Annotated in this window: 19 protein-coding genes; 13 read left to right on the top strand and 6 right to left on the bottom strand. The window is 46.5% G+C overall.

All coding sequences use genetic code 11. The features are described from left to right. Window positions 1–967 precede the first annotated feature (967 nt). Entirely contained in the window at window positions 968–1,666 is a 699-nt protein-coding gene (locus RF007C_RS12340; protein ID WP_037300187.1) for a hypothetical protein, read from the bottom strand. Window positions 1,667–1,999: 333 nt separating this feature from the next. On the opposite strand from RF007C_RS12340, the gene RF007C_RS12335 reads away from it, so the two are divergent. The 4 genes from RF007C_RS12335 to RF007C_RS12320 all read left to right on the top strand — a co-directional run bounded on the left by RF007C_RS12335 (window position 2,000) and on the right by RF007C_RS12320 (window position 7,368). Continuing rightward, a complete protein-coding gene (locus tag RF007C_RS12335) occupies window positions 2,000–2,668 on the top strand; it encodes a response regulator transcription factor (protein WP_019679866.1) in 669 nt (222 codons plus the stop codon). 18 nt (window positions 2,669–2,686) lie between these two features. Next, the gene (locus RF007C_RS16625) at window positions 2,687–4,825 is read left to right on the top strand and encodes an ATP-binding protein (protein WP_051456658.1); all 2,139 of its coding nucleotides are present in this window, start codon (window positions 2,687–2,689) and stop codon (window positions 4,823–4,825) included. Window positions 4,826–4,994: 169 nt separating this feature from the next. Continuing rightward, on the top strand, window positions 4,995–6,431 hold the full coding sequence (locus tag RF007C_RS12325) for a hypothetical protein (protein WP_037300186.1): 1,437 nt from the start codon (window positions 4,995–4,997) through the stop codon (window positions 6,429–6,431). A 46-nt stretch (window positions 6,432–6,477) separates the two neighbouring features. Then, window positions 6,478–7,368 carry a YitT family protein gene (locus RF007C_RS12320; protein ID WP_343203238.1) on the top strand — a complete coding sequence of 297 codons (891 nt, stop codon included), beginning with the start codon at window positions 6,478–6,480 and terminating at the stop codon, window positions 7,366–7,368. Here the strand turns inward: RF007C_RS12320 and RF007C_RS12315 are convergent. Together RF007C_RS12315 and RF007C_RS12310 are read right to left on the bottom strand one after the other, a co-directional pair. Continuing rightward, entirely contained in the window at window positions 7,365–7,850 is a 486-nt protein-coding gene (locus RF007C_RS12315) for a hypothetical protein (protein ID WP_037300184.1), read from the bottom strand. The genes RF007C_RS12320 and RF007C_RS12315 overlap by 4 nt on opposite strands. A gap of 58 nt (window positions 7,851–7,908) precedes the next feature. Further along, a complete protein-coding gene (locus RF007C_RS12310; protein ID WP_037300183.1) occupies window positions 7,909–8,115 on the bottom strand; it encodes a hypothetical protein in 207 nt (68 codons plus the stop codon). Window positions 8,116–8,356: 241 nt separating this feature from the next. Between RF007C_RS12310 and RF007C_RS12305 the strand changes: the two genes are divergently transcribed. Further along, window positions 8,357–9,337: a helix-turn-helix domain-containing protein gene (locus RF007C_RS12305; protein ID WP_037300182.1), complete on the top strand. Its 981-nt coding sequence runs from the start codon at window positions 8,357–8,359 to the stop codon at window positions 9,335–9,337. Window positions 9,338–9,383: 46 nt separating this feature from the next. After that, the gene (locus RF007C_RS12300; protein ID WP_037300180.1) at window positions 9,384–10,169 is read left to right on the top strand and encodes a DUF3592 domain-containing protein; all 786 of its coding nucleotides are present in this window, start codon (window positions 9,384–9,386) and stop codon (window positions 10,167–10,169) included. A gap of 87 nt (window positions 10,170–10,256) precedes the next feature. Here RF007C_RS12300 and RF007C_RS12295 read toward each other — a convergent pair whose 3' ends face one another. Continuing rightward, the gene (locus RF007C_RS12295) at window positions 10,257–11,468 is read right to left on the bottom strand and encodes a hypothetical protein (RefSeq protein WP_037300178.1); all 1,212 of its coding nucleotides are present in this window, start codon (window positions 11,466–11,468) and stop codon (window positions 10,257–10,259) included. Window positions 11,469–11,938: 470 nt separating this feature from the next. Here RF007C_RS12295 and RF007C_RS12290 point away from each other — a divergent pair, with 470 nt between their 5' ends. From RF007C_RS12290 to RF007C_RS12265, 6 genes are all read left to right on the top strand, one after another. After that, on the top strand, window positions 11,939–14,347 hold the full coding sequence (locus tag RF007C_RS12290; protein WP_051456657.1) for a glycogen/starch/alpha-glucan phosphorylase: 2,409 nt from the start codon (window positions 11,939–11,941) through the stop codon (window positions 14,345–14,347). 85 nt (window positions 14,348–14,432) lie between these two features. Next, on the top strand, window positions 14,433–16,319 hold the full coding sequence (locus RF007C_RS12285) for a glycoside hydrolase family 13 protein (RefSeq protein ID WP_019679875.1): 1,887 nt from the start codon (window positions 14,433–14,435) through the stop codon (window positions 16,317–16,319). A 180-nt stretch (window positions 16,320–16,499) separates the two neighbouring features. Next, window positions 16,500–17,480, top strand: a complete 981-nt coding sequence (locus tag RF007C_RS12280) for a glycosyltransferase family 2 protein (protein ID WP_037300177.1) — start codon at window positions 16,500–16,502, stop codon at window positions 17,478–17,480. 17 nt (window positions 17,481–17,497) lie between these two features. Next, window positions 17,498–17,680 carry a hypothetical protein gene (locus RF007C_RS12275; RefSeq protein WP_019679877.1) on the top strand — a complete coding sequence of 61 codons (183 nt, stop codon included), beginning with the start codon at window positions 17,498–17,500 and terminating at the stop codon, window positions 17,678–17,680. A gap of 120 nt (window positions 17,681–17,800) precedes the next feature. After that, a complete protein-coding gene (locus tag RF007C_RS12270; protein ID WP_037300174.1) occupies window positions 17,801–18,328 on the top strand; it encodes a hypothetical protein in 528 nt (175 codons plus the stop codon). A gap of 222 nt (window positions 18,329–18,550) precedes the next feature. Then, a complete protein-coding gene (locus tag RF007C_RS12265) occupies window positions 18,551–19,957 on the top strand; it encodes a glycine--tRNA ligase (protein ID WP_019679879.1) in 1,407 nt (468 codons plus the stop codon). Window positions 19,958–20,132: 175 nt separating this feature from the next. Here RF007C_RS12265 and RF007C_RS12260 read toward each other — a convergent pair whose 3' ends face one another. Both RF007C_RS12260 and RF007C_RS12255 read right to left on the bottom strand, forming a co-directional pair. Continuing rightward, complete coding sequence (locus tag RF007C_RS12260; RefSeq protein WP_037300170.1) at window positions 20,133–20,720, bottom strand: lipocalin family protein; 588 nt, start codon at window positions 20,718–20,720, stop codon at window positions 20,133–20,135. A gap of 286 nt (window positions 20,721–21,006) precedes the next feature. Further along, the gene (locus RF007C_RS12255) at window positions 21,007–22,119 is read right to left on the bottom strand and encodes a M15 family metallopeptidase (RefSeq protein ID WP_019679881.1); all 1,113 of its coding nucleotides are present in this window, start codon (window positions 22,117–22,119) and stop codon (window positions 21,007–21,009) included. A gap of 494 nt (window positions 22,120–22,613) precedes the next feature. On the opposite strand from RF007C_RS12255, the gene RF007C_RS17775 reads away from it, so the two are divergent. Continuing rightward, a complete protein-coding gene (locus RF007C_RS17775) occupies window positions 22,614–24,209 on the top strand; it encodes a DUF7577 domain-containing protein (RefSeq protein WP_051456656.1) in 1,596 nt (531 codons plus the stop codon). Window positions 24,210–24,239 lie beyond the last annotated feature (30 nt).

Genomic DNA, 24,239 nt, shown 5'->3' with positions numbered 1-24,239 from the left:
TATACATACTGTGTCCTAATTTGTCAATATATAAATAAAAGGACTTTTTCGCAAAGCAGCGTAAAAAATAAAAAGGCTGCTATAAAAGCAGCCTTTTTATATTAGGTATAGAACCGGAACTGGCAAAATAATAACGACCTTCATTGACACCCTCTCAAAAGCCAATCAAGGTCGCTATTGAGTTGGCTTCTGCGCACCCTCTATACGCAGTTGCCTTACGGCAGGCACAAGATCCGTAGTGCCATATATCCCTTTGCATTGCGATCACTACTGTCAAAATGTTTTAAGCGTTAAGGAAACTGCCTTAGGCGATTAAACATATTATAGGCATTAATGTTTAATAACAGTTGTGAAAAGTAAGAAGTTTGCTTGGACTGGTTAACACATATACATACGGTGGAGTTTGAAACCGTATTGAGCAAATCAGGATATAATTGCCGATTTTGTTACAGGACACATAATATATCTAATTGTAATTATGTGGTGGGGAGAAGTCGATTTATCGACTTTTTCTCTTCCAACAATTGTATTATAAAACATAGAAGCGGGAAGTTCAATTGATTATATTGCTGAAAATTAGCACTATATTGCTAAAAATAATTCAATTATTTATATTGATAATATATGAACAAAATTGCTGATTTTGCTAATTAATAATTCAGAAATATGGCGTAATTTTTTAGGCGATTTGTACTGGTAGTATAATTTCGCCAAAAATGAAAATGCGGGAAATACGTTATTTTCGAGGATGTGCGGGTGTTCGTGGCCTAAAACGACATTTTTTAACGATAACCAAAAATTGCGCACCTCATTTTTGAAATGTTCTGAGGTTAAAAGATATACAAAATTCTTTGTGAAAATTTTTAGAGATTTTTTTGAATATTTTTCATATAATTTTTTGTTTTAACGATTTTTGTGCTGTCGTGAACACAGAAAAGCTCTGAAGCAGCAGCCCCAGAGCTCGTTATCATATTATTCCGTTGGCAGCATCTTCTATACGCTGATGGTAGTAGTCCGACTGCCACGGGAAGTCGAACTGCTTGAACAGCCCGAGACAGCTCACGGCATTCTGCAAAGCCCCCTCAAGGCCTTCCTCATCTTTGGCTTTGGCAAAAATATAGACTACAGTAATAAATATCTCCAGCAGGGTTGTGTCCTTTGCTCCCTGGGGCTTATATCCGAATTTCAGCAGCTTCAGCGCAGGGGGATAGTCCTTTGCCGCGCAGTCTGTCAAAGCCAGAGCCATATACAGATCCGCCTGTCTCTGCAATGAGACCTTGCTTGTCTGTTTCTGAAGGAAATTGATATTTTTGGTACGGAAATCCACGGCCTCGCGCCAGTTGCCGATCTTGCTTATTGTTTTCAGCATCTCTACGCAGAAAGCGAATTTTTCATCGCCGCTGAGTTTTTTATCTTCAAGTTTTTCGAGATAGAAATAGGAAGTCTTATAGTCGTGTATTCTGTCATAAAGCGAAGCAAGCTGGATAACATCAAAATATGAAGGCTTTTTGGCGTTATCTATAAATGCATCGGAATATGCCTCGCATAGATCTTTTGTATAACCCTTTTCGGCAAATAAATTATATACGTCAACGTACTTTTTCATGTCTGTTCCGGAGGACAGCAGAGAAAAGCCGATCTTTTTACGCTCCATAGGTGTTATCATATATCTTCCCTCCTATCATATGAGGATCATAATAACATAATATAATGAGTAAAAACAGTAAATTATTCTGTCCTGTTTGCATATTCAATTTTAACACAAATTTATTACTTAGTCAACATTTGTTGTCAGTTAAAAAATAAAACTGTTGATATGCACAAAAACGGCGCTGAATTTTTTCCTAATCAACATATTGAACTAAAGAATGTTTTAAGCTTATTTCAAGAATTTGTGGTATAATAATAGTAGAGTGGAATGGTATACGTTTATGACGGCCATTGTGTGGAACTCCTTTTCTGCGGATCAGCGCGGATAAGGTGCAAAGGGGGTAATTTTATGAGACTTCTCGTGGTTGAGGACGAGATGCAGCTTGCCGACGCTCTGTCGGAGATACTTAAACGTAATATGTACAACGTTGATACTGTATATAATGGGATAGACGGACTTGATAATGCAATGACAGGTGTTTATGATTGTATCATACTTGATATAATGCTTCCGGGAATGAACGGAATCGAGGTTCTCAGAAAGCTAAGACAGGAGCATATCAGCACTCCCGTGCTGCTGCTCACTGCCAGAAGTGAGATCGAGGACAAGATAAACGGTCTCGACTGCGGTGCGGACGACTACCTTACAAAGCCCTTCGTTACGGGAGAGCTCCTTGCAAGAGTGCGCGCTCTTACAAGGCGCAAGGGCGAGATCGTGGACGAGGCAAGGCTGGACTATAAAGGCCTTGAGCTCAATAAGAATACCTGCTCTGTTATGTGGCAGGGCAACGATGTGAAGCTTTCCCTCAAGGAGTACCAGATAATGGAGCTGCTTATCTCCAATCCCCATCAGATACTCCCCAAAGAGCGTATAATCGAGAAAATATGGGGCTATGAGAGCGACGTGGAGTACAATAATATTGAGGTCTACATATCCTTCCTCAGAAAAAAGCTTTCCGTCATCTCAGCCCCCATACAAATAAAGACCGCTCGCGGTATCGGATATTCACTGGAATAAAAAAGGAGGAATGCGGATATGTTCAAAAAAGCACATGATCAGATGTTCAGAAAAGCTCAGATGAGACTCTTCTCCATGATCGTGAGTATTCTCCTGGCAGTATTCTTGGCCCTTGTAATCTCTATCAACGTCATCACAAAGGCAGTTATGAGAGGACAGTCAAAGGAAGTCCTGCATCAAATAGCTGCGGGTATCGAATACACCGATAAGGAATTCAAGTTCACTCCGCCGGCTAACGGATTGGAGGTTAAGGTGGAAAAGTCTACATCTCCTCCCAAGCCTACAGATCCGCCCGCAACGGACGAGAGCACTACCGCTGAGGATGTCACCACCACAGGCAAGCCTGCAACTACTGCCAAGCCTACGGAAACCGATCCGGCCACCGAGGCTGAAGATAACAGGGATTACGACGAGCCCGAGAGATATGATGATTCTCAGGAGGATCAGCAGGATCAGGAGCAGGATCAGGAGCAGGATCAGCAGGAGCAGCAGCGTCAGGAACAGCAGCGTCAGGAACAGCAGCGTCAGGAGCAGCAGCGTCAGGAGCAGCAGCGCCAGGAACAGCAGCGTCAGGAGCAGCAGCGCCAGGAACAGCAGCGTCAGGAGCAGCAGCGAAAAGAGCAGGAATCAACCTCTTCTGCCACTAATCCCAATGGTGACTGGAACTACTGGGGCGCATGGGGGCAGAACGGCGATAATAACCAGGGCTGGGGCAACGGCGGTCAGGCCTGGGGCGCATGGGGGCAGAACGGCGAAAATAATCAGAACTGGGGCGACGGTCAGTATTACGGATACGGCGTATATCCTCCCGTAAATCCGTGGGCAGTCTGGCCATATGTTCCCTGGGGACAGTGGAACGGCGGCGCTCTCAAGGCATACAGCGATGAATATGAGAAAAGAAACTTTGATACAGAGGCTTACCGCAGGGAACACGGCGGCGAAGTAAATGACATCGCCGACGAAGAGGCAGATGAGGACACAGCCGGGGAAGAAAACGAGGAATTCGATGAACCGAGGCTTGAACTTACTGCATATGTTGACGGTACCGCTTCTCAGGGACTGGTGCTTCTTTCAAACAAAAAAGATGATAATACCAAAACTGTAAAAAATTCGGAGGATCCTGTGCCCATGAGCGATCAGAAGATAGAGCGCATACCCAAGAACTTCGGTTCTATCGACTATTTCGTTATCATGGCAGACCTGAACGGCAAGTACCTTGCAAAGCTCTACAATGAAGATCTTGACGCCGATAAGGCTCAGGACTACATAAACAATATTATCAACAAGGACCGCGATACAGGTATGTTCCATTCGTATCAGTTCTATCAGGCAGACAAGCCCAACGGAACCATAATGGTATTTACCGACAAGAGCGGCGAGATGGATATGCTCAGACAGCTCAGACGCACAACCATAATCATTGGCGGCATCGCAATGATTATACTTTCCATTCTGGCATATTTCCTCAGCAAGAAGAGTATCCAGCCTATCAAGGTCGCATTCTACAAGCAGAAGCAGTTCGTATCCGACGCAAGCCATGAGCTCAAGACTCCCCTTACGGTAATCTCCACCAATGCAGATGTACTGTCGGGAGAGATCGGAGACAATAAGTGGCTGGACTACATTAAGGCGCAGACCGACCGAATGAGCGTCCTTGTAAATGATCTGCTCAATCTTACCAGACTTGAAAACAATACCGAAGAGCCCGAGCACAAGTACTTCAACCTGAGCAAGGCCATAGAGAATACGGCTCTGCCCTTTGAGTGCCAGGCCTTCGAGAGCAATAAGAAGTTCGAGGTTAAGGTCGACGAGAGCATAATGCTTTGCAGCTGCGAAAAGCATATCAAGCAGATGGCTGCTATCTTCATCGATAATGCCCTGAAGTATTCCAACGAAGGCGGTACTATAAGAGTTTCCCTCCAGAAGATGGGAGATAAGAAGGTATTGTCCATATTCAATACGGGACAGGGTATCAAAGAAGAGGATACAGAGAAGATCTTCGAGCGCTTCTACCGCAGCGACGAGTCGAGAAACAGAGCTACGGGCGGCTACGGTCTGGGACTTGCCATTGCTAAATCCATAATAGACAGGAATAAATTCAAGCTCAATGTAATAAACCAGCCGGGCAAGAGCATATGCTTCGTTATTACGATGTAAACGGCGGAGCTGCTGTTCCCGTGGGGAATCAAACAGTCATTTATCGGGGGAAGCCTTTATTGCAGGGCTTCCCCCGAAATCGTTTCCCCTGCATTGCCCTTGATTTGACATTAGTGACAACGTACATTATAATAAATATAGTGTAATAAGATCCGAAAGGAATTGATGTATGGAAAAAATATTCGGTGTAAAGCTCGGCAGTGCAAAATGTGCTGTTGACCTCGGCGACGGCAGCGAGAGGGGTGAGTACGTCTGCCAGGACTATATACTCAATAAGCTCGGCAGACCTCACCGCAGCATCAGTCTGATGTACTGCTATTATCCCTTCGACAAGGAGTGGCCTGCGCGTATCTCGGAGGCTCACAGCGATAATGAGATCTCATTCCAATGGGATTATCCCTATGACGACTATTTCCCGTATCTCGGAGGATTAGGCGGAAATACCGATGGCGAGCCCTTCAGCTTTATGTGTGATATACGCCGCCACGGTCAGGACGTCACCCTTACCGTTACAATGGATCCGGCGGTCACCGATGAACAGCTTGCCGCCATAGGCAGGGATCTCAGGCCCTTCGGAAGGCTGTTCCTCAGGATAAATCACGAGGCCACGGGAAACTGGTTCTCCTTCAACCGCCGCGCAGGTTATCAGGAGGTGGCGGACTTTTACTGCCGTGCCGCGCGTATAATAAAGGAGCAGGCTCCAAATGTGCTTACAGTGCTTTGTATCGGCGGCATAGAGGATCCCGAAAGCGAGAAAATGGTCAGGGAGAAGGAGTTCGCACAGGCTGTCAGAGAGACGGATATATGGTCCGTGGATAAGTATATGTCCCTTAACTGGGGCTGGCCCTATGAGGTGGCCGAGAGGGGCGGCACCAAGTTCAGGAGGAGCTCTGTCCGTGAGATATATGAGCTTACAAAAAAGAGCTTCGATCGCTTCTGCCATCTGAACGGCGGAGCACCGAAGCCTATGGTGATGTCGGAGATGAATTCCGACGGAGATGTTACAGGTCCTTTTGATCAGGCAGAGACGGTCAGACGCTTCTGCGATATGCTCAGCGAAGAAAATGCCGACTGGTTCTCGGCGTTTACCTTCTATCAGTTCCGCGACAGGGGCAGGCTGGGGCTTGAAAGGCAGGATCCAAACAACGCTGATGTAGGTATCGAGCAGCCTGTTATGCAGACCTACAAGGAGATAATACACGAGGAGCGCTTCATGCCCGGGCTCGCTGTGGGGGGCGAGGTGAAGCTGCCCGTTAAACTGCGCTGGGGAAGCTCCGAGGATGCCGACGGCATAGCTGTGCCCCTTCATTTTGACGCTCAGCCCCATTTCTGCGAGCTTTACTTCGATGATGACAGCAATCTTATGATAGAGCTCAACGGGCGATGGTTCTACAAATCTCCCGGGGCAAAGGTGCTGGACCTTATGTCCGCATTCTTTGAAAAGCCTCTGGAAGGGTCTGCGGATATGACGATGAAGATATTTGCGCCTCCCGCAAGCGGAGAAAACGATCTTTCCGCCGAGGACGGTCTGTATAATTACTATTATACCCTAGAGAAGCTACCTGTGATAAGGATAAGGACAGCTCCCATACTGCCTGAGCCATGATCCCGAAACAATGTATACGTAAAGCTTTGCCAAGAGAGGAGACAGTGTGAGAAAGATTGCTGATATATTTAAAAAGGTAGGGCCTTTGCGGCTTCTCATGCTTACGGCGGCGGGAGTTGTCAATGCCTTTGGCATAACCTTGTTCCTTACCCCCGTGAAGCTCTATGACAGCGGAATCTCGGGCACATCCATGCTTCTGTCCCAGGTGACGCCTCAAGGTCTTTCACTTTCTGTATTTCTTATTATTCTGAATATACCGCTGTTTCTGTATGGCTTGAAAAAGCAGGGCGGAAGCTTCACATTTTCGGCTATATATACCGTGGCGGTGTATTCTATGACAGCATGGCTGATAACCGATGTGCTTCCTGTGGATGTCAGCATAGCCTCTCCCCTTGTAGGCACGGATCTCCTTCTATGTGCTCTTTTCGGCGGAGTTATATCAGGCATAGGCAGCGGTCTTGCCATACGCTTCGGCGGAGCTATGGACGGTATTGAGGTCATGGCTGTGATATTTGCGAAGCGTATGGGGCTGTCCGTAGGTACCTTTGTGATGATATACAATGTATTGCTGTATATCATATGCGGAGTAGTCATCCACAGCTGGATACTGCCTCTGTATTCCATAGTGACCTATGCAGCTGCCCTCAGAACTGTAGATTACATAGTGGAAGGCCTGCAAAGAGAAAAGGCAGCGATGATAATCACTGCCAGACCTGATGATATAAAAGAGCAGCTGATGAATGAATTCGGCTGCGGAATGACGCTTATAAAAGCTGTGGGCGGGTATTCGGGCGAGGAACGCACCGTGCTTTATTTTGTTGTGAACCGCTTTCAGGTGATGAAGATGAAGGGGATAGTCCAGAGGATAGATCCCTGTGCATATATAACCCTTACCGAAGTAGCGGATATATTCTCCATAAATCAGGACAGGACTTAAAGAGGCTTTTTCTCGAAAAGCAGTACGGGATAGCCCTCGTAGTAGGGCTTGACTATCTCGGGGTGCAGGTCTGCATAGGCGAATATGGTATCCGCCAGACCTTCCTTCAGAAGCCCCACCAGTTGGGAGAGTGGCCTGTTGTACAGTTCCTCGCATATGGAAGCGAAGGTTATGGCACGTCTGCCGCCTACCTCCATAATGCGGTAGGGCCAGATGCGGCAGTCGAAGGGCTTATCGTCCCCGAGCATACAGCCCTTTTCCGTAAGGGCGGGACATGAGAAAATCTGGTCGCCCTGCAGCTCGCCTACTCTGAATATGTAGCCGCCGTCCTTGGTGACGAAGCGCGTATCGGGGCGCAGCGATTTTATCCTTTCGCAGAGCTCCTCGGTAAATACGGGAGTCTCCCAGACGTCATAGCGGTCGAAAATACAGCACAGCCTGCATTCTGCGCAGGCTTCGCTGCTGAGTATCTTTTTCAGCATCATAAGCTCCTTTCGTACAAAAAAGGGGCATTTCCTGTTGAAAATGCCCCTTGCGCGATCACTTCTTGATCTTCTCGACGATGTCCTCGACCTTGTCCTTGACCTTTTCGATATTTTCCTTGGTAGCCACCTTGCTTATCATATCTTTAGCCTTATCGATATTTTCTTTTGTGGCAACCTTTGAAACTGTCTTTTCGATCTTTTCATCGGGGAGGTCGATTCCTGTTTTCTTTTCGACCATTTCTACTGCTTTTTTGATCTCCATAGGGGATACCTTCTTTCGTAAAAATTTGTACTTATATTATAGCACATTATATCTGAAAAATCAATAACTTTTTGACGCTTGCGGCATTGCAACCTCGGAATGTGCGGAATATCGGCAATTGCAACCGCCGATTGACAAATTGTAAAGCCCGCTTTCTTGTGTGTAACTGCGGAAAATGATACAATAAAGACACAGACCGAGGGAGTATTTCCACGGAATAATTATACAGGAGGGCAAGAATATGATCCTTGCAGATAAAATAATAGAATTAAGAAAAAGAGCAGGAATGTCACAGGAGGAGCTGGCTGAAAAGCTTGGCGTCAGCCGCCAGTCAGTTTCAAAGTGGGAGGGCGCACAGTCAACTCCCGACCTTAACCGTGTGCTGCAGCTCTCGGAAATATTCGGTGTAAGCACGGATACATTACTTAAAGACACGGAGGAGATACCTGCGGCAGGCTCTGATGTATCACAGGGGGCTTCCGTTGAGACCGAGCCGCCTCTCCGAAGAGTATCAATGGAGGAAGCAAATGAATTCCTTGAAGAGAATCGTCAGCGCTCCATGCGCACTTCACTGGGAGTTGCGCTTTGTATACTCAGTGTGGTGCCCATGCTGCTCTTTGAAGGATTTGCACCCTTTGAAAAATCGGACGAAATCATAGGTCTGCCTTTGTTATTCATTATTATTGCGGCTGCAGTGGGACTGTTCATTATCTCGGGAATGAGAATGAAGCCCTACGAGTACCTTGAAAAGCAGGGCATAGATACGGAGTACGGCGTTTCGGGTATGGCCGTTGAGAAGATGAAGAAGTATATGTCAAGACACAATACCCTGCTTATTTCAGGCATAATGCTGCTTATCGTGTCATTTGTGCCGATAATCCTGACTGATGCCTTATTCCCGATGTCCGAGCAGATAAATGGAGCAGGTCTGGCTCTGTTCTTCGCCCTGGTCGCTCTCGGTGTAGGAATGATAGTTCATACCTCCATACGCATGGGCGGCTATAAGAAGCTCCTTGAAATGGGCGATTTCTCAAGAGAGAAGAAGCTCAATACACAGAAGGGCGATCCTGCCGTAATGATTTTCTGGTGCATAATCATAGCAATATACCTGGGCTGGAGCTTTATGACAAACGACTGGCACAAAACATGGATAGTATTCGTAATAGCTGCTGTGCTTACACCTGTGGTCAGAATGATATCATCAAATATTTCAAAGCGTTGATTTATGGGGGAATATGTGGTATAATCAGTTCATAGGGGGTGTTTTCATGAGAAAAGATGAAAACGAGCAAATGAATTATGATGAAAACGGATATTATCCCGATGAGAAAAAGCAGGACACCAATGAAAATGAGCCTATCCTGTTCGACAAAATATTCGGCAAGATTATTATCGTATGGTTTTTTGTGACTATTTTCCTTATCTACAAGCTGGCGGGGACACCTAACGGCGGTTATAAGGCGCTCATAATGTTTATACAGCTGTTTGCTGTTTTTGGCATTGCAGGCATGATCTCCGACGGTATAAAGAAGCGTAAGCTGATGATACCGTGGCTGGTAGTGACCGCTTGCAGTGTTGCCGGCATGATAGCGGTCTACGCATATCAGATCGGTTCGGAGGATCTTAGGCATTTTCTGCGCAGGCTGGGACTGTTCCTGTTCTTCATGCTGTTCATTGTGATAGGATTGGGTGTGGTAATAACATCTATATGCGGTTCAAGGGGCAATCCTCAGAGATGTACGTTCGCCGTAACGGCAACCTGCGTCAAAGCAAGCACCTCTACCGAGACCGCAAACGGCGGAGTGATCGTATACTATAATCCCACATATGAATACACATACGAGGGCGAGACCTACAAGTCGACTGTGCTGAACGTCAGTCAGCTCCGTGAAAGCGGTATGAGCTACGATATATTTATAGATCCCGACAAGCCGAAGATAGTATATGATCCCGATTCGGTAAAAAGTTACCTGTTTCCCGTATTATTCGGTGCATTATTCGTGGCGATGCCCCTTATAATGATGATACTGATATTTAAATTCGCAGATATCTGAAAAAACTGCACCTCAGGAATATTATACCATATATAAGGACATAATAAAAAGGCAGACGCTTTGCGGCGTCTGCCTTTGATCGTTTTATCAGAGCTTGTTCTTCTCTTCCTCGATGAGCTTGAGGAGGTCGTCAACGGACATATCCGCAGCCTTCTTTTTACGCTCATTGTGGGCTGTCTTGCTGATAATATCCGAAATATCGGGAGTGCTGCTCTTCTTGGGAGCCTTGGGAGCTGCTGTGGAAGGAGCAGACTGGCTTCTCAGAGGAGTTGTCTTGGGAACGTCGTTTCTTGACATCTCGGCAAGCTGACTCTTGGAGAGTATTCCTGTATTATCGCTTATAGGCTCGGAAGCAGCGGACTGCTGAGGAGTGCTTGTGGTCTTGATATTGAAGGTGCCTGTGCGCTCTGCCTCTGCGGTCTTGCGGAGCATTTCCTCTCTGAGGGCATCAGCTGTGGGAGCTGTTGATGAAGAACCGCCTACATTTCTTGCGGCAAAGGTGCTCTCGGCACTGCGCTGAGCCTTGAACTGCATGGTGCGCTCCCTCTCCTTCTGGTATGGAGAATCGGGATTGACCTTTTTCTGGCTGAAATTCTCTGCAATGGACATCTTTTTGCGCTCAAACTCATTGCTGGGCTGGATCTCCTGAGAAGGTTCAAAGAGAGGATTTGCAGTTTTATCGTGGATATTCTTTCTGCTTTCGGAAATAGCCCTTTCCTTTTCCTTCTCGTCGTACTCATAGAATCCGAACTCGTCGTCATCGTCGTCCTTTGCGGAAGCGATCTTTGCAATGAGGAAGATCACCAGGAGTACACAGGGGAGAACGAGGAGTGAAAGGATTCCCCATACGCCCGAAGCGAATCTGATGAAGGAGCCGAGCTCCTGACTTTCGGTATGACCTGTGCAGAGAGCTGCAATCTTGTCCTTGGTTATCGACTCTTCGCTGCCCACATTGGAAGCGTCAGAGGTAGTGAACTTCTGAGAACCGTCCTCTGCTGTGACGATGTCGTATATGCTGAGGACATGGAGCTTGTCGGGATCGGCTGCGGGATAAGCGAGAACGATGTCTCCTCTTGCTATGGAGAGATCCGCTGCATCTGGAGCGATAAGAGCTGCGCCCTTGGTAACATTGGTCCCCATATTGTCCGATTCCTTGACTATATAGATATAATTGCCGAAGATCTTGGGTGTCTTTCCTCCCGAGAATGCAATGTTGACGATGATCGAGATAACGATCAGGATTATGCAAAGTACGATAAGAACGAATTTAAGTACTGAAAAACGTTTTTTCTTTTCCATAAACATCACCTTTTCAATTTCTTTTGTTGTCTTTTTTCTACACTGGTTTTAGCTGCGGCTCTGTTTTTCGGAAACCGCTTTATTTATTATATCACATAATAATACAAATTTCAAACATTTTCTAAGTTTTATCTTTTAAAAATATCGAAATATTTTCCAAAGTAAAATATTTCGTGTTTGTGCACAAATCTGAGAACAAATTTTCTGCTGATTGGTCACTGTGCACAATGGACAAACGGTGCTTCGGGAAGGGTAACAATGGTTTTTGGCGAAATCCCGCAATATATAAATTTAGTGGACAAATATTTGTTGAATTATGCACTTGAAATCTATTATAAATCATAGTATAATTAAGATATATACCGCTTGTAGAATAATTTCTCCCGATTTACCGACGCAGTTCCGTGATATATGGGAGCGATTATACAAAAGGTAATAAAGCCGCTTCTGCGGCAGAATGGAGATCACATATGGCTACAAAAAAAGCAAACCCTCTAATGGACAGGATCAAAGAAGAGTTCCCGAGGAAACTTCAGCTTTTATACAGCGTTTCTCCCGAGGAAGCATCAGACAAGCAGGTTTACCATGTTCTTTCCTCGATAATCGTGGAAATACTCGGTGCCAAGAGGCAGAGCTTCATAAACCACACCAATTCGGTGGGCGGCAAGCAGATCTACTACCTTTCTATGGAGTTCCTTATGGGACGTTCCCTGAAAACAAGCATTTATAATCTCGAACTTGCTGACGGCATAAAGACTATGCTCAAGCAGTACGACATCAATCTCGATAAGATTTACGAGCATGAGCCCGATGCAGGTCTGGGCAACGGCGGTCTGGGCAGACTTGCAGCCTGCTATCTGGACGGCCTTGCTACTATGGGCTTCCCTGCTATGGGCTATTCGATATGCTATGAGTACGGAATCTTCCAGCAGAAGCTGGAGGACGGCTGGCAGACAGAGCTTCCCGACAACTGGCTTCCCGGCGGTTCGGTATGGCTCGTCCCCAAGCCAGAGCTCTCGATAGATATACACTTTGAAGGAGATCTTCAGGAGTACTGGGACAATCAGTATCACTATATCTCCCATGTCAACTACAATACCGTTGTGGCTACTCCCTATGACCTTTATGTATCGGGTTACGGCGGCGACGGAGTTTCCGTGCTCCGTCTGTGGTCGGCAAAGGCTCCCAACTTCAATATGGAAATGTTCAACAAGGGCAGATACGAGGAAGCTCTTGCACAGAATTCCATTGCAAACGCTATATCCAAGGTGCTTTATCCTAACGATAACCACCTTGAGGGCAAGAGCCTCCGACTCCGTCAGCAGTACTTCCTCTGCGCAGCTTCCATAGGCGATATAGTAAACAGCCATATGAACGTTTACGGTACCCTTGAGAATCTTGCAGACAAGGTAGCTATCCACATTAATGACACCCACCCCACACTGGCTATACCCGAGCTCATGCGCATACTCCTTGACGACTGCGGCTACAGCTGGGAAAAGTCATGGGATATCGTTATCCGTACCTTTGCCTATACGAACCATACAGTTATGGCCGAGGCTCTGGAAAAATGGGACGTCAACCTTGTCAAGACCGTTATCCCGAGAATATTCTCCATAATAGTTGAGATAAACAACCGCTACTGCCAGTCACTCATGGAGAGAAACGGCGGAGACAGCGCAAAGACAACACGTATGTCCATAATCAAGGACAACCAGATACACATGGCTACACTCTGCGTGGCTGCTTCACACAGCGTAAACGGCGTATCAAAGCTCCATTCGGAGATAATCAAACAGTCAGTGTTCCATGATGAGTATGAGAATACTCCCGAGAAGTTCAAGAACGTTACCAACGGTATCGCTTACAGAAGATGGCTCTATCAGTCAAATCCTGAGCTCACAGCTCTTCTGAAGGACACTATCGGACCGAAATTCATCAAGGACGGTTCGGAGCTTGAAAAGTTCAGACAGTTCCAGGACGATGAAGAGATACTCACCAGACTGGCAGAGGTAAAGAAGGCCAACAAGGAAGCCTTTGCAAAGTATGTCAAGAACAGCTCCGACATCATACTAAATACAGACAGTATCTTCGACGTTCAGGTAAAGCGTCTCCACGAATACAAGAGACAGCACCTCAACGTTATGAATATCCTTACGGATTACGCATATCTGCTCAATAATCCTGATGCTCCGTTTACTCCCAAGACCTATATCTTCGCGGCAAAGGCAGCTCCGGGATATTATCTGGCAAAGCAGATAATCAAGATGATCTGGGCAATATCCGAGGAGATAAGGAAAAATCCGAGGATCAGCCAGAAGCTCTCGGTAGTATTCCTCGAGAACTACTGCGTTACACTTTCCGAACACCTGATGCCTGCTTCCGATGTTTCCGAGCAGATCTCTCTGGCAGGTACAGAGGCTTCGGGTACAGGAAATATGAAGCTAATGCTCAACGGCGCTATCACTCTGGGTACTCTTGACGGCGCCAATATCGAGATCAAGGAGGCCTGCGGTGACGATAATATCGTTATCTTCGGCATGACAACTCCCGAGGTCAACGATCTCAGGGCAAGAGGCTACAATCCTGTGGACTATTACAATAACGACGGACGCATACGCGAGGCTATCGACCGTATGTACCATGGCATTAACGGCTGTACCTTCCATGATGTGGCAAATTCACTGAAGGACAGGGATCCTTATATGGTCCTTGCGGATTTCGACAGCTACAGAAATGCTCAGCAATATATCACCGAGTGCTATAATGACAAGCTCAGATGGGCAAAGATGTCTCTCAATAACATCGCAGGCGCAGGTATTTTCTCTGCTGACCGCGCTGTTACGGAGTATGCTGACAACATCTGGTATTTAAGGTGATAAGATCATAAAATAAGGGGGCGTTGGTTTTTCGTCCCCTTTTTTCACGGTATACAGTATATCAGAAAACGGAGTGTTTTATATTATGAAACCTATCTATGATACATGGAATCTGGGGTATAAATCAATATTCGGAGCTGTAAGACAGTTCGAGACCTGCCGCTTCACCATAAGGCTGCCAAAGGACATAAATCCCGACTTTGCACCTGTGCTGGTGCTCTTCCGAACAGGCTTCAAGGAGCGCTTCATAAGCATGAACGAGGTTACGGAGGAGGATGACTGCTTTGCGTATTCCGCGGAGTACAATGCACGCTATACCGATGTGCATTACTACTACTTCTCCTATACCGAGGGAGGTATTCGCCGTTATATCAAGAAAATAAACGTCCATGAGGGCGGACTTGATCACGGCGAGATGTTCCAGCTGACGGTATACAAGAACCGCTATGAGACTCCCGATTTTCTGAAGGGCGGCGTGATGTATCAGATATTCCCCGACCGTTTCTGCAGAAGCGGCAAGCCGAAGGAGAATATCCCTGACGGCAGAGTACTCCGCGATGACTGGGACGGAACGCCCTTCTATAAGCCCGATGAGCACGGTCATGTATGGAACAATGACTACTTCGGCGGCGATTTTGCGGGAATACAGTCCAAGCTCCCCTATCTCAAGAGCCTCGGCGTTACCTGTATATACCTCAATCCTATATTTGAATCCCATGAGAACCACCGTTATAATACTGCCGATTATATGAAGGCCGATCCCCTTCTCGGCACCAACGAGGAGTTCGAGGAGCTCTGCGTAGAAGCCGAAAGTATGGGAATTTCCGTAATACTTGACGGTGTATTCTCCCATACTGGTGCGGACAGCGTTTACTTCAACAAGTTCGGACGCTATCCGGAGGCAGGTGCCTTCCAGTCAAGGGAGAGCAAGTATTACGACTGGTACTCCTTCATAGATTATCCAAATACATACGAGGCGTGGTGGGGCATTGACACCCTCCCCAATGTATGCGAGAACAACGAGGACTATACCGAATTCATCTGCGGTGAGGAGGGAGTTCTCCGCTACTGGCTGGACAGAGGCGCGGCAGGCTGGCGTCTTGATGTGGCAGATGAGCTTCCCGACCAGTTCCTGAATAACCTCAGAAAGTGCGTAAAGGGCTACGACAAGGACAAGATAATCATTGGCGAGGTCTGGGAGGACGCTACAAACAAGGAGAGCTACGGCGTAAAGCGCCGCTATCTTCTCGGCGATCAGCTGGATTCTGTTATGAATTACCCCTTCAGAGAGGCTATAATCAGCTTTATGAAGGGTGGAAAGCCCATAGACTTTATCAACTCTGTTATGACTATCGTTGAAAACTATCCCAAGCCGACAATAGATGTGCTTATGAATTTTGTTTCCACACACGATATTGAACGTGCGATAAACCGTCTCGGCGGCGAGAACTGCGACGACAAGAGCAAGGAATGGATGGCTGAAAGATGGCTCTCTCCCGAGCAGTACGCTCACGGCAAGGAGCTTCTCAAGGCTGCTATGGCATTGCAGTTTTTCCTCCCCGGCGTACCGAGCATATACTACGGCGACGAAGCAGGACTTCAGGGCTACAAGGATCCCTTCAACCGCCGCTGCTATCCCTGGGGACATGAGGACACGGAGCTTATCTCCTATGTTTCGGAGCTCAGCCGTGTAAGAAAGTCCATACCCAACATGAAGGACGGCAGGGTATACTTTGTCATAAACGAGAAAGAGGTACACGACAGCCGCCTTATCGGCTTTACCCGTCAGGGACAGAAAATGGACTATATCATCTTTGTCAACAGAAGCGGAGATACGGTCAAGCTGGGCAATATGAGCGCGATACTGTCAAGATTCGAGGAGCTTCAGCCCTTCTACGGCGAATTTATGGACGATACTATCACAGTAAAGCCCTACGGATATACCATTATAAAAGCAAGATTTGTGAAGTAGATCGTTATCGGCGCTCCGAAAGCGTCAGTAGTGAAGGCTGCTGCGGGGCGGCTGCCTGTTTTCAGGCGTTATATATATTGCAGGCGTGTGAAATACGCTCCCGAAAATATTGGATATGATTTGTTGACATAAGTCTGCCGCTGTGGTATACTGTTAAAAAACGACCGAAAGGATTCCATTATGAATCAGCCAGAAATACTGTATATGGTTGTTCCGTGCTACAACGAGCAGGAGGTACTGCGCGAAACTGCGGAACAGCTTAAAAATAAATACTCTGCCCTTATGTCGGAGGGGCTTATCTCCAGGGAAAGCAGGATAGTCTTTGTAAATGACGGCTCAAAGGATCAGACCTGGGGCATTATAAAGGAGCTTCACGAAAAGGCTCCCGAATTGTATTCGGGTATCGACCTTGCCCATAACAGCGGCCATCAGAACGCTGTCCTTGCAGGTCTTATGACCGTAAAGGATATCTGCGATATGTGTATTACCATGGACGCCGACCTCCAGGACGACGTCAATACCATCGATGAGATGGTCAAGAAGTACTACGAGGGCAATCAGGTAGTCTACGGCGTAAGAAGCGCAAGAGATACGGATACCTTCTTCAAGAAATTTACCGCCGAGAGCTTCTACAAATTTATGAAGCTCATGGGCGCAGATGTGGTTTATAATCATGCGGATTTCAGGCTTATGAGCAGAAGAGTCCTTCAGGAACTGGCAAATTTCAAGGAAGTTAACCTCTTCCTCCGAGGTATGGTGCCTCTTATTGGCTTCCAGAACTGCAAGGTGTACTACGAGCGCCATGAGAGACTGGCAGGCGAGAGCAAATATCCCCTAAAGAAAATGCTTGCCTTTGCGGTAAATGGTATAACCTCATTCAGCACCAAGCCACTTAAACTCATAACTACACTGGGCTTTGTAATGTCGGTCGCCAGCATACTGGCATTCATATGGGCATTCATTGCCAAGATAGGCGGCTTTACCGAGCACGGCTGGTCCAGTACAATGTGCTCAATATGGCTCATAGGCGGTCTGCAGCTGTTCTGTCTCGGTATCATAGGCGAGTACATAGGCAAGATATACGCCGAGGTCAAGCAGCGTCCCAGATATATCATAGCAGAGTTTCTCAATGATGCAGAGAACAAACAGGAAAAGAACTAAGATAAGGAGTTTTCAAGATGGAATCTATAATTGATCAGATAACAGGATTTCTCTCACAGTACTGGGCTATTATTCTGTTCGTTGTCGTACTGATAATACTGCTGAAAATAAAGCACAAGATTAAAAAAGCGATTTTCTTTGGCGTTCTTATCGGAGCTGCCCTGTTTGCATCGGGCATTACGGTCTTTAATATAAAATAGGCATATACCTCAGCGCAGGTTATCTGCGCTGTTTTTATTACACTTCAGTCACTTTTATTGACTATGCCATCTCCGAAAAGCTATAATAAAAGCAGAAAAACAATAGGAGGGAACAGTTATATGCTAATTTGGGAAACGGCTTTGCTTTTGGGGTTTTACTATGTAGTGCCTGCACTGGTAATTATAGGCTCGATAATTGCACTTATAGTCATAATAAAGAAAAAAGGCAAACAGGTATTTTTACCCTATGCCGTATTACCTGTGATATCATTATTGTGTATGTTTGTCTTGGGATTGCATATCAAAGAAGGCGCACCATATTCAAGAGAACCTAATGCGGAAAATGTTGAACTGGTAGCCGAAGAAAGAAACAGGGCGGAATATCCGATAAGCGATGATGATCTTAATGCTGTTTTTGAAACCTGCATTGATTATTTCAAAAACAGCGGAGAGTATGATTTTTGCGAATTGACCGGACTCAGGTATTTGTATATGTACTCCCCCGGAGGAAATGATGTAGCCATGATAGAAGCAAGCTATAAGAGTGGTTTTTTCAGTAATGTAACCCATTATGGAAAATTTTATGCGCTCAAACGCGAACAGAACAGTAACAAATGGGTGTTTGAAAGTGTCAACACAGGTCCTTGATATCGCACAGCGCAGTTTATCTGCGCTGTTTTGTTATTTTTTATGAAAGGCATACAAGGGCGAGCGGAATTCCTCCCTGCCAGACAATGCACTAATAACTAATCACTTGCGGACTGCCAGAGGCAGCCCCTACAGGCTAAGTCCTAAAAGGTCTTGACTTTTTTTCGCGTTTGAGTTACAATATAATGTGACTATTAATAAATAAAAGCGAGGTTGCTCATTATGCTTAAAAACAATGAAAAAGTAATGGATAAGATCGTTGACCTTTGTAAATCCAAGGGTTTTGTATATCCCGGCTCGGAGATCTACGGTGGTCTTGCAAATACATGGGACTACGGCCCCCTCGGCGTTGAGCTGAAAAACAACATCAAGAGAGCATGGATGAAGAAGTTCGTACAGGAGAACAAGTACAACGTAGGTCTTGACTCTGCTATTCTCATGAACCCCCAGACATGGGTGGCTTCAGGCCATATCGGCGGCTTCTCGGATCCTCTTATGGACTGTAAGGAGTGCAAGACCCGTCATCGTGCAGATAACCTCATCGAGGACTTCGACGGTACAAATGTTGCAGGCTGGTCCAACGAGCAGATGATGGACTACATCAAGGAAAAAGGCATCACCTGCCCTAACTGCGGCAAGCAGAACTTCACTGATATCCGTCAGTTCAATCTTATGTTCAAGACCTTCCAGGGTGTAACAGAGGACAGCAAGTCCGAGCTCTATCTCCGTCCCGAGACTGCACAGGGTATATTTGTAAACTTCGCTAATATACAGAGAACCACACGTAAGAAGGTGCCTTTCGGCGTTGCTCAGGTAGGTAAGTCCTTCCGTAACGAGATAACTCCCGGTAACTTCATCTTCCGTGTACGCGAGTTCGAGCAGATGGAGCTTGAGTTCTTCTGCAAGCCCGGTACAGACCTTGAGTGGTTCGACTACTGGAGAAGCTACTGCCGGAACTTCCTTCTCTCTCTCGGTCTCAAGGAGGAGAATATCCGTCTCCGTGACCACGATAAGGAGGAGCTCTGCTTCTATTCAAAGGCTACAACAGACTTCGAGTACCTTTTCCCCTTCGGCTGGGGCGAGCTCTGGGGCGTTGCCGACAGAACAGACTACGACCTCACACAGCACATCAATACCAGCGGAAAGTCACTGGAATACTTCGATCCCGAGACCAATGAGAAGTATATCCCCTACGTTATCGAGCCTTCTCTCGGCGTAGAGAGACTCTTCCTCTCTGTTGTTACAGAGGCTTACGACGAGGAGGAAATCGTTTCCACAGACAAGGACGGCAAGGAGAAGAGAGAGACAAGAACAGTTATGCACTTCCACCCTGCACTTGCTCCTTTCAAGGCTGCTGTACTTCCTCTCGTAAAGAAGCTCACACCTAAGGCTGAGGAAGTATATGATATGCTTTCCAAGAAGTTCATGGTAGACTTTGACGAGGCAGGTACTATCGGTAAGAGATACCGCCGTCAGGACGAGATCGGTACTCCCTTCTGTATCACATACGACTTTGATACACTTGAGAAGGATAACTGCGTAACAGTTCGTGACCGTGATACAATGCAGCAGGAGAGAGTCAATATCAATGACCTCGTTGCATATCTTGAAGCAAAAATGACATTCTGAGGCTGACTGTAAACCTCGCGGCACAGCTGCATTAATGAATAAAACGATAACCGGGTCCGTAATTACGGACCCGGTTTTTTCGGTGCATTTTCCTTATAAAAATAAAAATGCGGTGATTATGGGGATCACCGCATTAACTGAACACACTATTTTGCTTTGGTTTGGTTAATTTTGATTAATCTTCTGATGCAGCTGAGCTGCTGTCGTCATCAGTCGAGAAGTTGAATGACATTTCCATGTCATCGGGAATGGGCTTGAATTCGTCTACCTTTTCAAGGTCGGCCTTGAACTCGCTGGATTCATCAGAGAGGTCCAGGAGCAGACCGCTGCCGTTCTTTGTGAGCTTGAATGCATCTTCGTCAAAAATCTCTGACTTGCCCTTGATTATAACGGAACCGTCATCCTTGAGCTCCCATGTGATATTCTCGGGCTTGTTTTCATCGCTGAACAGGAACGAAAGGAATGTGCCGCTGTTGTCGTCCTTGAGCTCGATCTGGAACAGAGAGAAGGCATCCGCACCCCAGAGATTGTCTTCTTTCTTGCCGTCGATGGTAAGGCTGCTGCACTGCCACTTTCCTGCGAAAGCGGAAGCATCTGCCTCGGACTTTTCAGCTGCTGTTGTGTCTGCTGCTGTTGTCGTTGCCGCTGTTGTTGCAGCAGGTGTTGAAGTCTCTTTCTTAGTTTTCGCTTCTGCTTTACTGCAGCTCATAAGAGCAGCTGAGAGGCAGATGATGGCTGTTGATAAACATAATGCTTTTTTCATGGTTAAATCCCTCCTGATAATTTGCCGATAGGTTCATCGCAACCTGCTATGTGGTCGCCTGAACTTCTGACAAGCATATTATAGCACATGGTTTTGAAAATGTCAAGTTTTTCACAATTATTTTTTATGGCTGTATTTCGCCTGTAACAGGTTGAATTCTCAATTGTGGTTTTATAATGCTAACGATTTTATATTTCCATTTCAGTCTCACGGCATGAAAAAAGGTCCCGAGGCAATGCCTCGGGACTGAATTGTTTATTGGAATAATTTGTTTAAGTACGTATTATTATTCGTCTCCGCTCTCTGAACTGTCTCCGTTATCCTCGGTGTTGTCCTCGTCGGACTGTTCATCGATGTCTTCAAAGCTCTTGGTGGGATTCTCCTGCACAATGGGCTTCTGTCCCTTATATACTGTAACTATGAAGCCGTCAACGTTATTTCCCGATATTTCATATCTTGTACCTGTGGGGACAGGGACGTTGGTATTCTTTTCGCCGTCGTCCGAGGGAACGAAGTATACCTCGTATTCGTGGCCGTCAAGGTCAGTAAATTCCAGATGCTTTTCGTTATAGGGGTACTCGCGTAAGAGGTCGATGTACTCCTCAAGGCAGAGGTCGTTGCTGTCCATATAGTAAGCATGAGGTACGCCTACATAGCGGAAGTGCCAGGGCTCGTCCTGGAACTTGGTTATCTTTTCCTTGGCCGATGTATAGCGGACGATAAAGCCGTACTTGAAGCAGTTGGCATTGATCCATGCGAAATCGCCGGTGCCTCTGTAATCGTAGTTTTCGGTCTCGGAGAAGTCAAAGGCAAGTCCTGTTTCGTGCTCGCTGAAGCCTGGCTTGGCAACCTTTGTAGATTCACCTTCCCCTGTCTCAGAAAGGTCGTTTTCATAGAGCTGCTGCTGGAAGTCAGTATCTCTGTACGAGCCATATATGATAAGGCTGCCGTTATTGTACTTATCGTAGAAATCCTGTATCATCTTTGCCATAGGCTCGTAGACCTGTCTGAGGATGGTATATGTGGAGTCTACCGCAGTAAAGCAGCTGCAATCATTTTCGTTGTTCATTTCGATGATGCTGACAAGATCCTCATTGCCGCTGAAATACTGATGCTCTGAGTTTACGAGGATGAGGTCTCCGCGGTACTTGTCCTTTGTAGCGACCGAATGAGATTCAAAAATGAGCTGATTGGGATCGGGCAGAGTCGTTTCCTGCTCTATGTCATATTCTGTGGCTTTCTGTTCGAAATAGGACGAGGGTTCTACGATCTTTGCGTTGTTGAATGCATTTTTTACAAGAAAAGCGCATGAGCCCAGAAGGACAAGGCTTATGACCGCCTCTGTCATATTCTTGGTGCGCCTTATGCTCTTGGCTTTGCTAATATTCTTTTTCGACATACGTCTGCTCCATTCCGCTGCTGTGTACGCAGCTTCATCTTTCGGGAGTACCTATACTCCGATTGCTTTTGTTCTTTTTTCTATTTTTCTTGTTATCGGAACACTAAATCATATTATAACATATTTTTTTGTGAAAAAACAGGGGTTTGAAGGCATATTTGTAAAGCTGTAAAATATAGATTTACATAAAACAGGGCAAATTGTGCGGTTTCGACAAAAAAGTACTGCCCGTATGCAAAACACGAAAAGTATATATAATATTACTTTTCCCCTATAAATCGACCATATGAGGTTAATCTGTACAATGAGGCGACGGTTTTTAAAGCGCTATTGCACAATTTTTTATCAAAGCCCTTGAAAATATAGTTAATTAATGATATAATGTATATTGTGAAAGTATAGTAGGAGCTGTAAGGGGATAGTTTACTGTATGATTATTCTTTTCGTTTACAGCTCATTGTCTTCTTTATTTTCACTTTTAAGGAGTGATTTCTATGAAATGTCCCAATTGCGGAACTGAAAACGAAGCGGGTTTCAGATTCTGCGTTAAATGCGGCGTCAATCTTGAAAATCCGCAGGATGTCAATATTGAACAGTTAGAGATGGGCGGATTTCATTCTGAGGAGGATCCTGCTTCGGGAGGCTATGTCTTCGGAAGCGGTACTTTTACTATCAGCGATACACCTTCAAGGGAGTCTTCCTCTGATCTGTATACCGCCGATGAGCTGAACGATTCCGATGAGGAGTTCGACTTCAGCAGCTTCGATGAGCCCTTTATTCCCAAGCTTGATCCGGGAAGAGTAGCTCTGCCAGAACAGTCAAGAGCCGTCAGACAGGCTCAGATCAATAATATGAACGGCGGCTTGCGCCCTCAGGGCGGTATGGCCTCCATGCCTCAGCAGGGGCTTATGCAGGGACTTGCACCACAGGGCGGTATGCCATCCATGCCTTCTCAGCAGGGCATGATGCAGGGACTCCCACCTCAGGGCGGTATGGCCTCCATGCCTCAGCAGGGGCTTCCCCCCCAGGGCGGTATGCCATCCATGCCTTCTCAGCAGGGCATGATGCAGGGACTTCCACCTCAGGGAGGTATGCCTTCCATGCCTTCTCAGCAGGGTATGATGCAGGGGCTTCCCCCCCAGGGCGGTATGTCATCCATGCCTTCTCAGCAGGGTATGATGCAGGGACTTCCACCCCAGAACGGTATGCCCGTCTACGGCCAGCCTGTAATGTATGGTCAGCCTCCCGTTGTTGGCTACGATCAGAATGGTATGCCGATATACGGTCAGCCGGTGATGTACGGTCAGCCTCAGATAATAGGCTACGACCAGAGCGGTATGCCTGTTTACGGCCAGCCAATGATGTACGGTCAGCCTCAGATAATAGGCTATGACCAGAGCGGTATGCCTGTTTACGGCCAGCCTGTAATGTACCCTCAGGGCGCTGAACAGTCTGTAGGTATGCCTGTTCCGAATCTGCCCCCGTTGAATCCGCTGCCTCCCGCAGAGGATAAGGAGAAGGTCGAGGTCCCCGACGATTTCTGGGAGTTCTTTGACGGCGGAAAGGCTACGGAGCACGCCGAGGTGGATACAGGCGACTTCTTCGGAAAGCGCGGCGACGAGATCGACGGTATGAAGCGCTTTGAAAAGAAGAAGGACGCTTATATGAACGATACTCCTCTTGTTGATGCAAGCAAGCTCAGAAAGAATGAGCCTGCAAAGTTCAACAAGATGTACATGAAGTCGGCAGGTACTGCAAATCCGGAGGAGCTTGAAGCAAAGAGGCAGGAAAAACACGTTGACTATATGCGTGCCACCAAAAATGTTGACGCGGATAAGCTCAGGGTACGTGAGGAGAGTAAGGCATGGAATATTATGGGCAAGACCGATATGGCCAATGCCGATGATCTGGAAGTCAATGTAAGAGAGCATACCCAGGCTATGATGGCTCAGGCAGATCATGCTGTTGAGGCTATGCCCAAAAAGCCGAAGACCTATAACGATGAGATCGATGCTATTGAGCTTCCCGAGTCTATGAAGGCCAAAAAGACCAATAAACAACCGAAAATTCCCGGCTTGCCGGAAATTTAATAAACTATTTTTATATCACATTAAGGAGAT

Source organism: Ruminococcus flavefaciens 007c (genome assembly GCF_000571935.1).
GTDB classification, from domain to species: Bacteria; Bacillota; Clostridia; order Oscillospirales; family Ruminococcaceae; genus Ruminococcus; species Ruminococcus flavefaciens_F.
The sequence above is the reverse complement of the archived record's forward strand: the minus strand, read 5'-3'. Positions and strand labels throughout refer to the sequence as shown.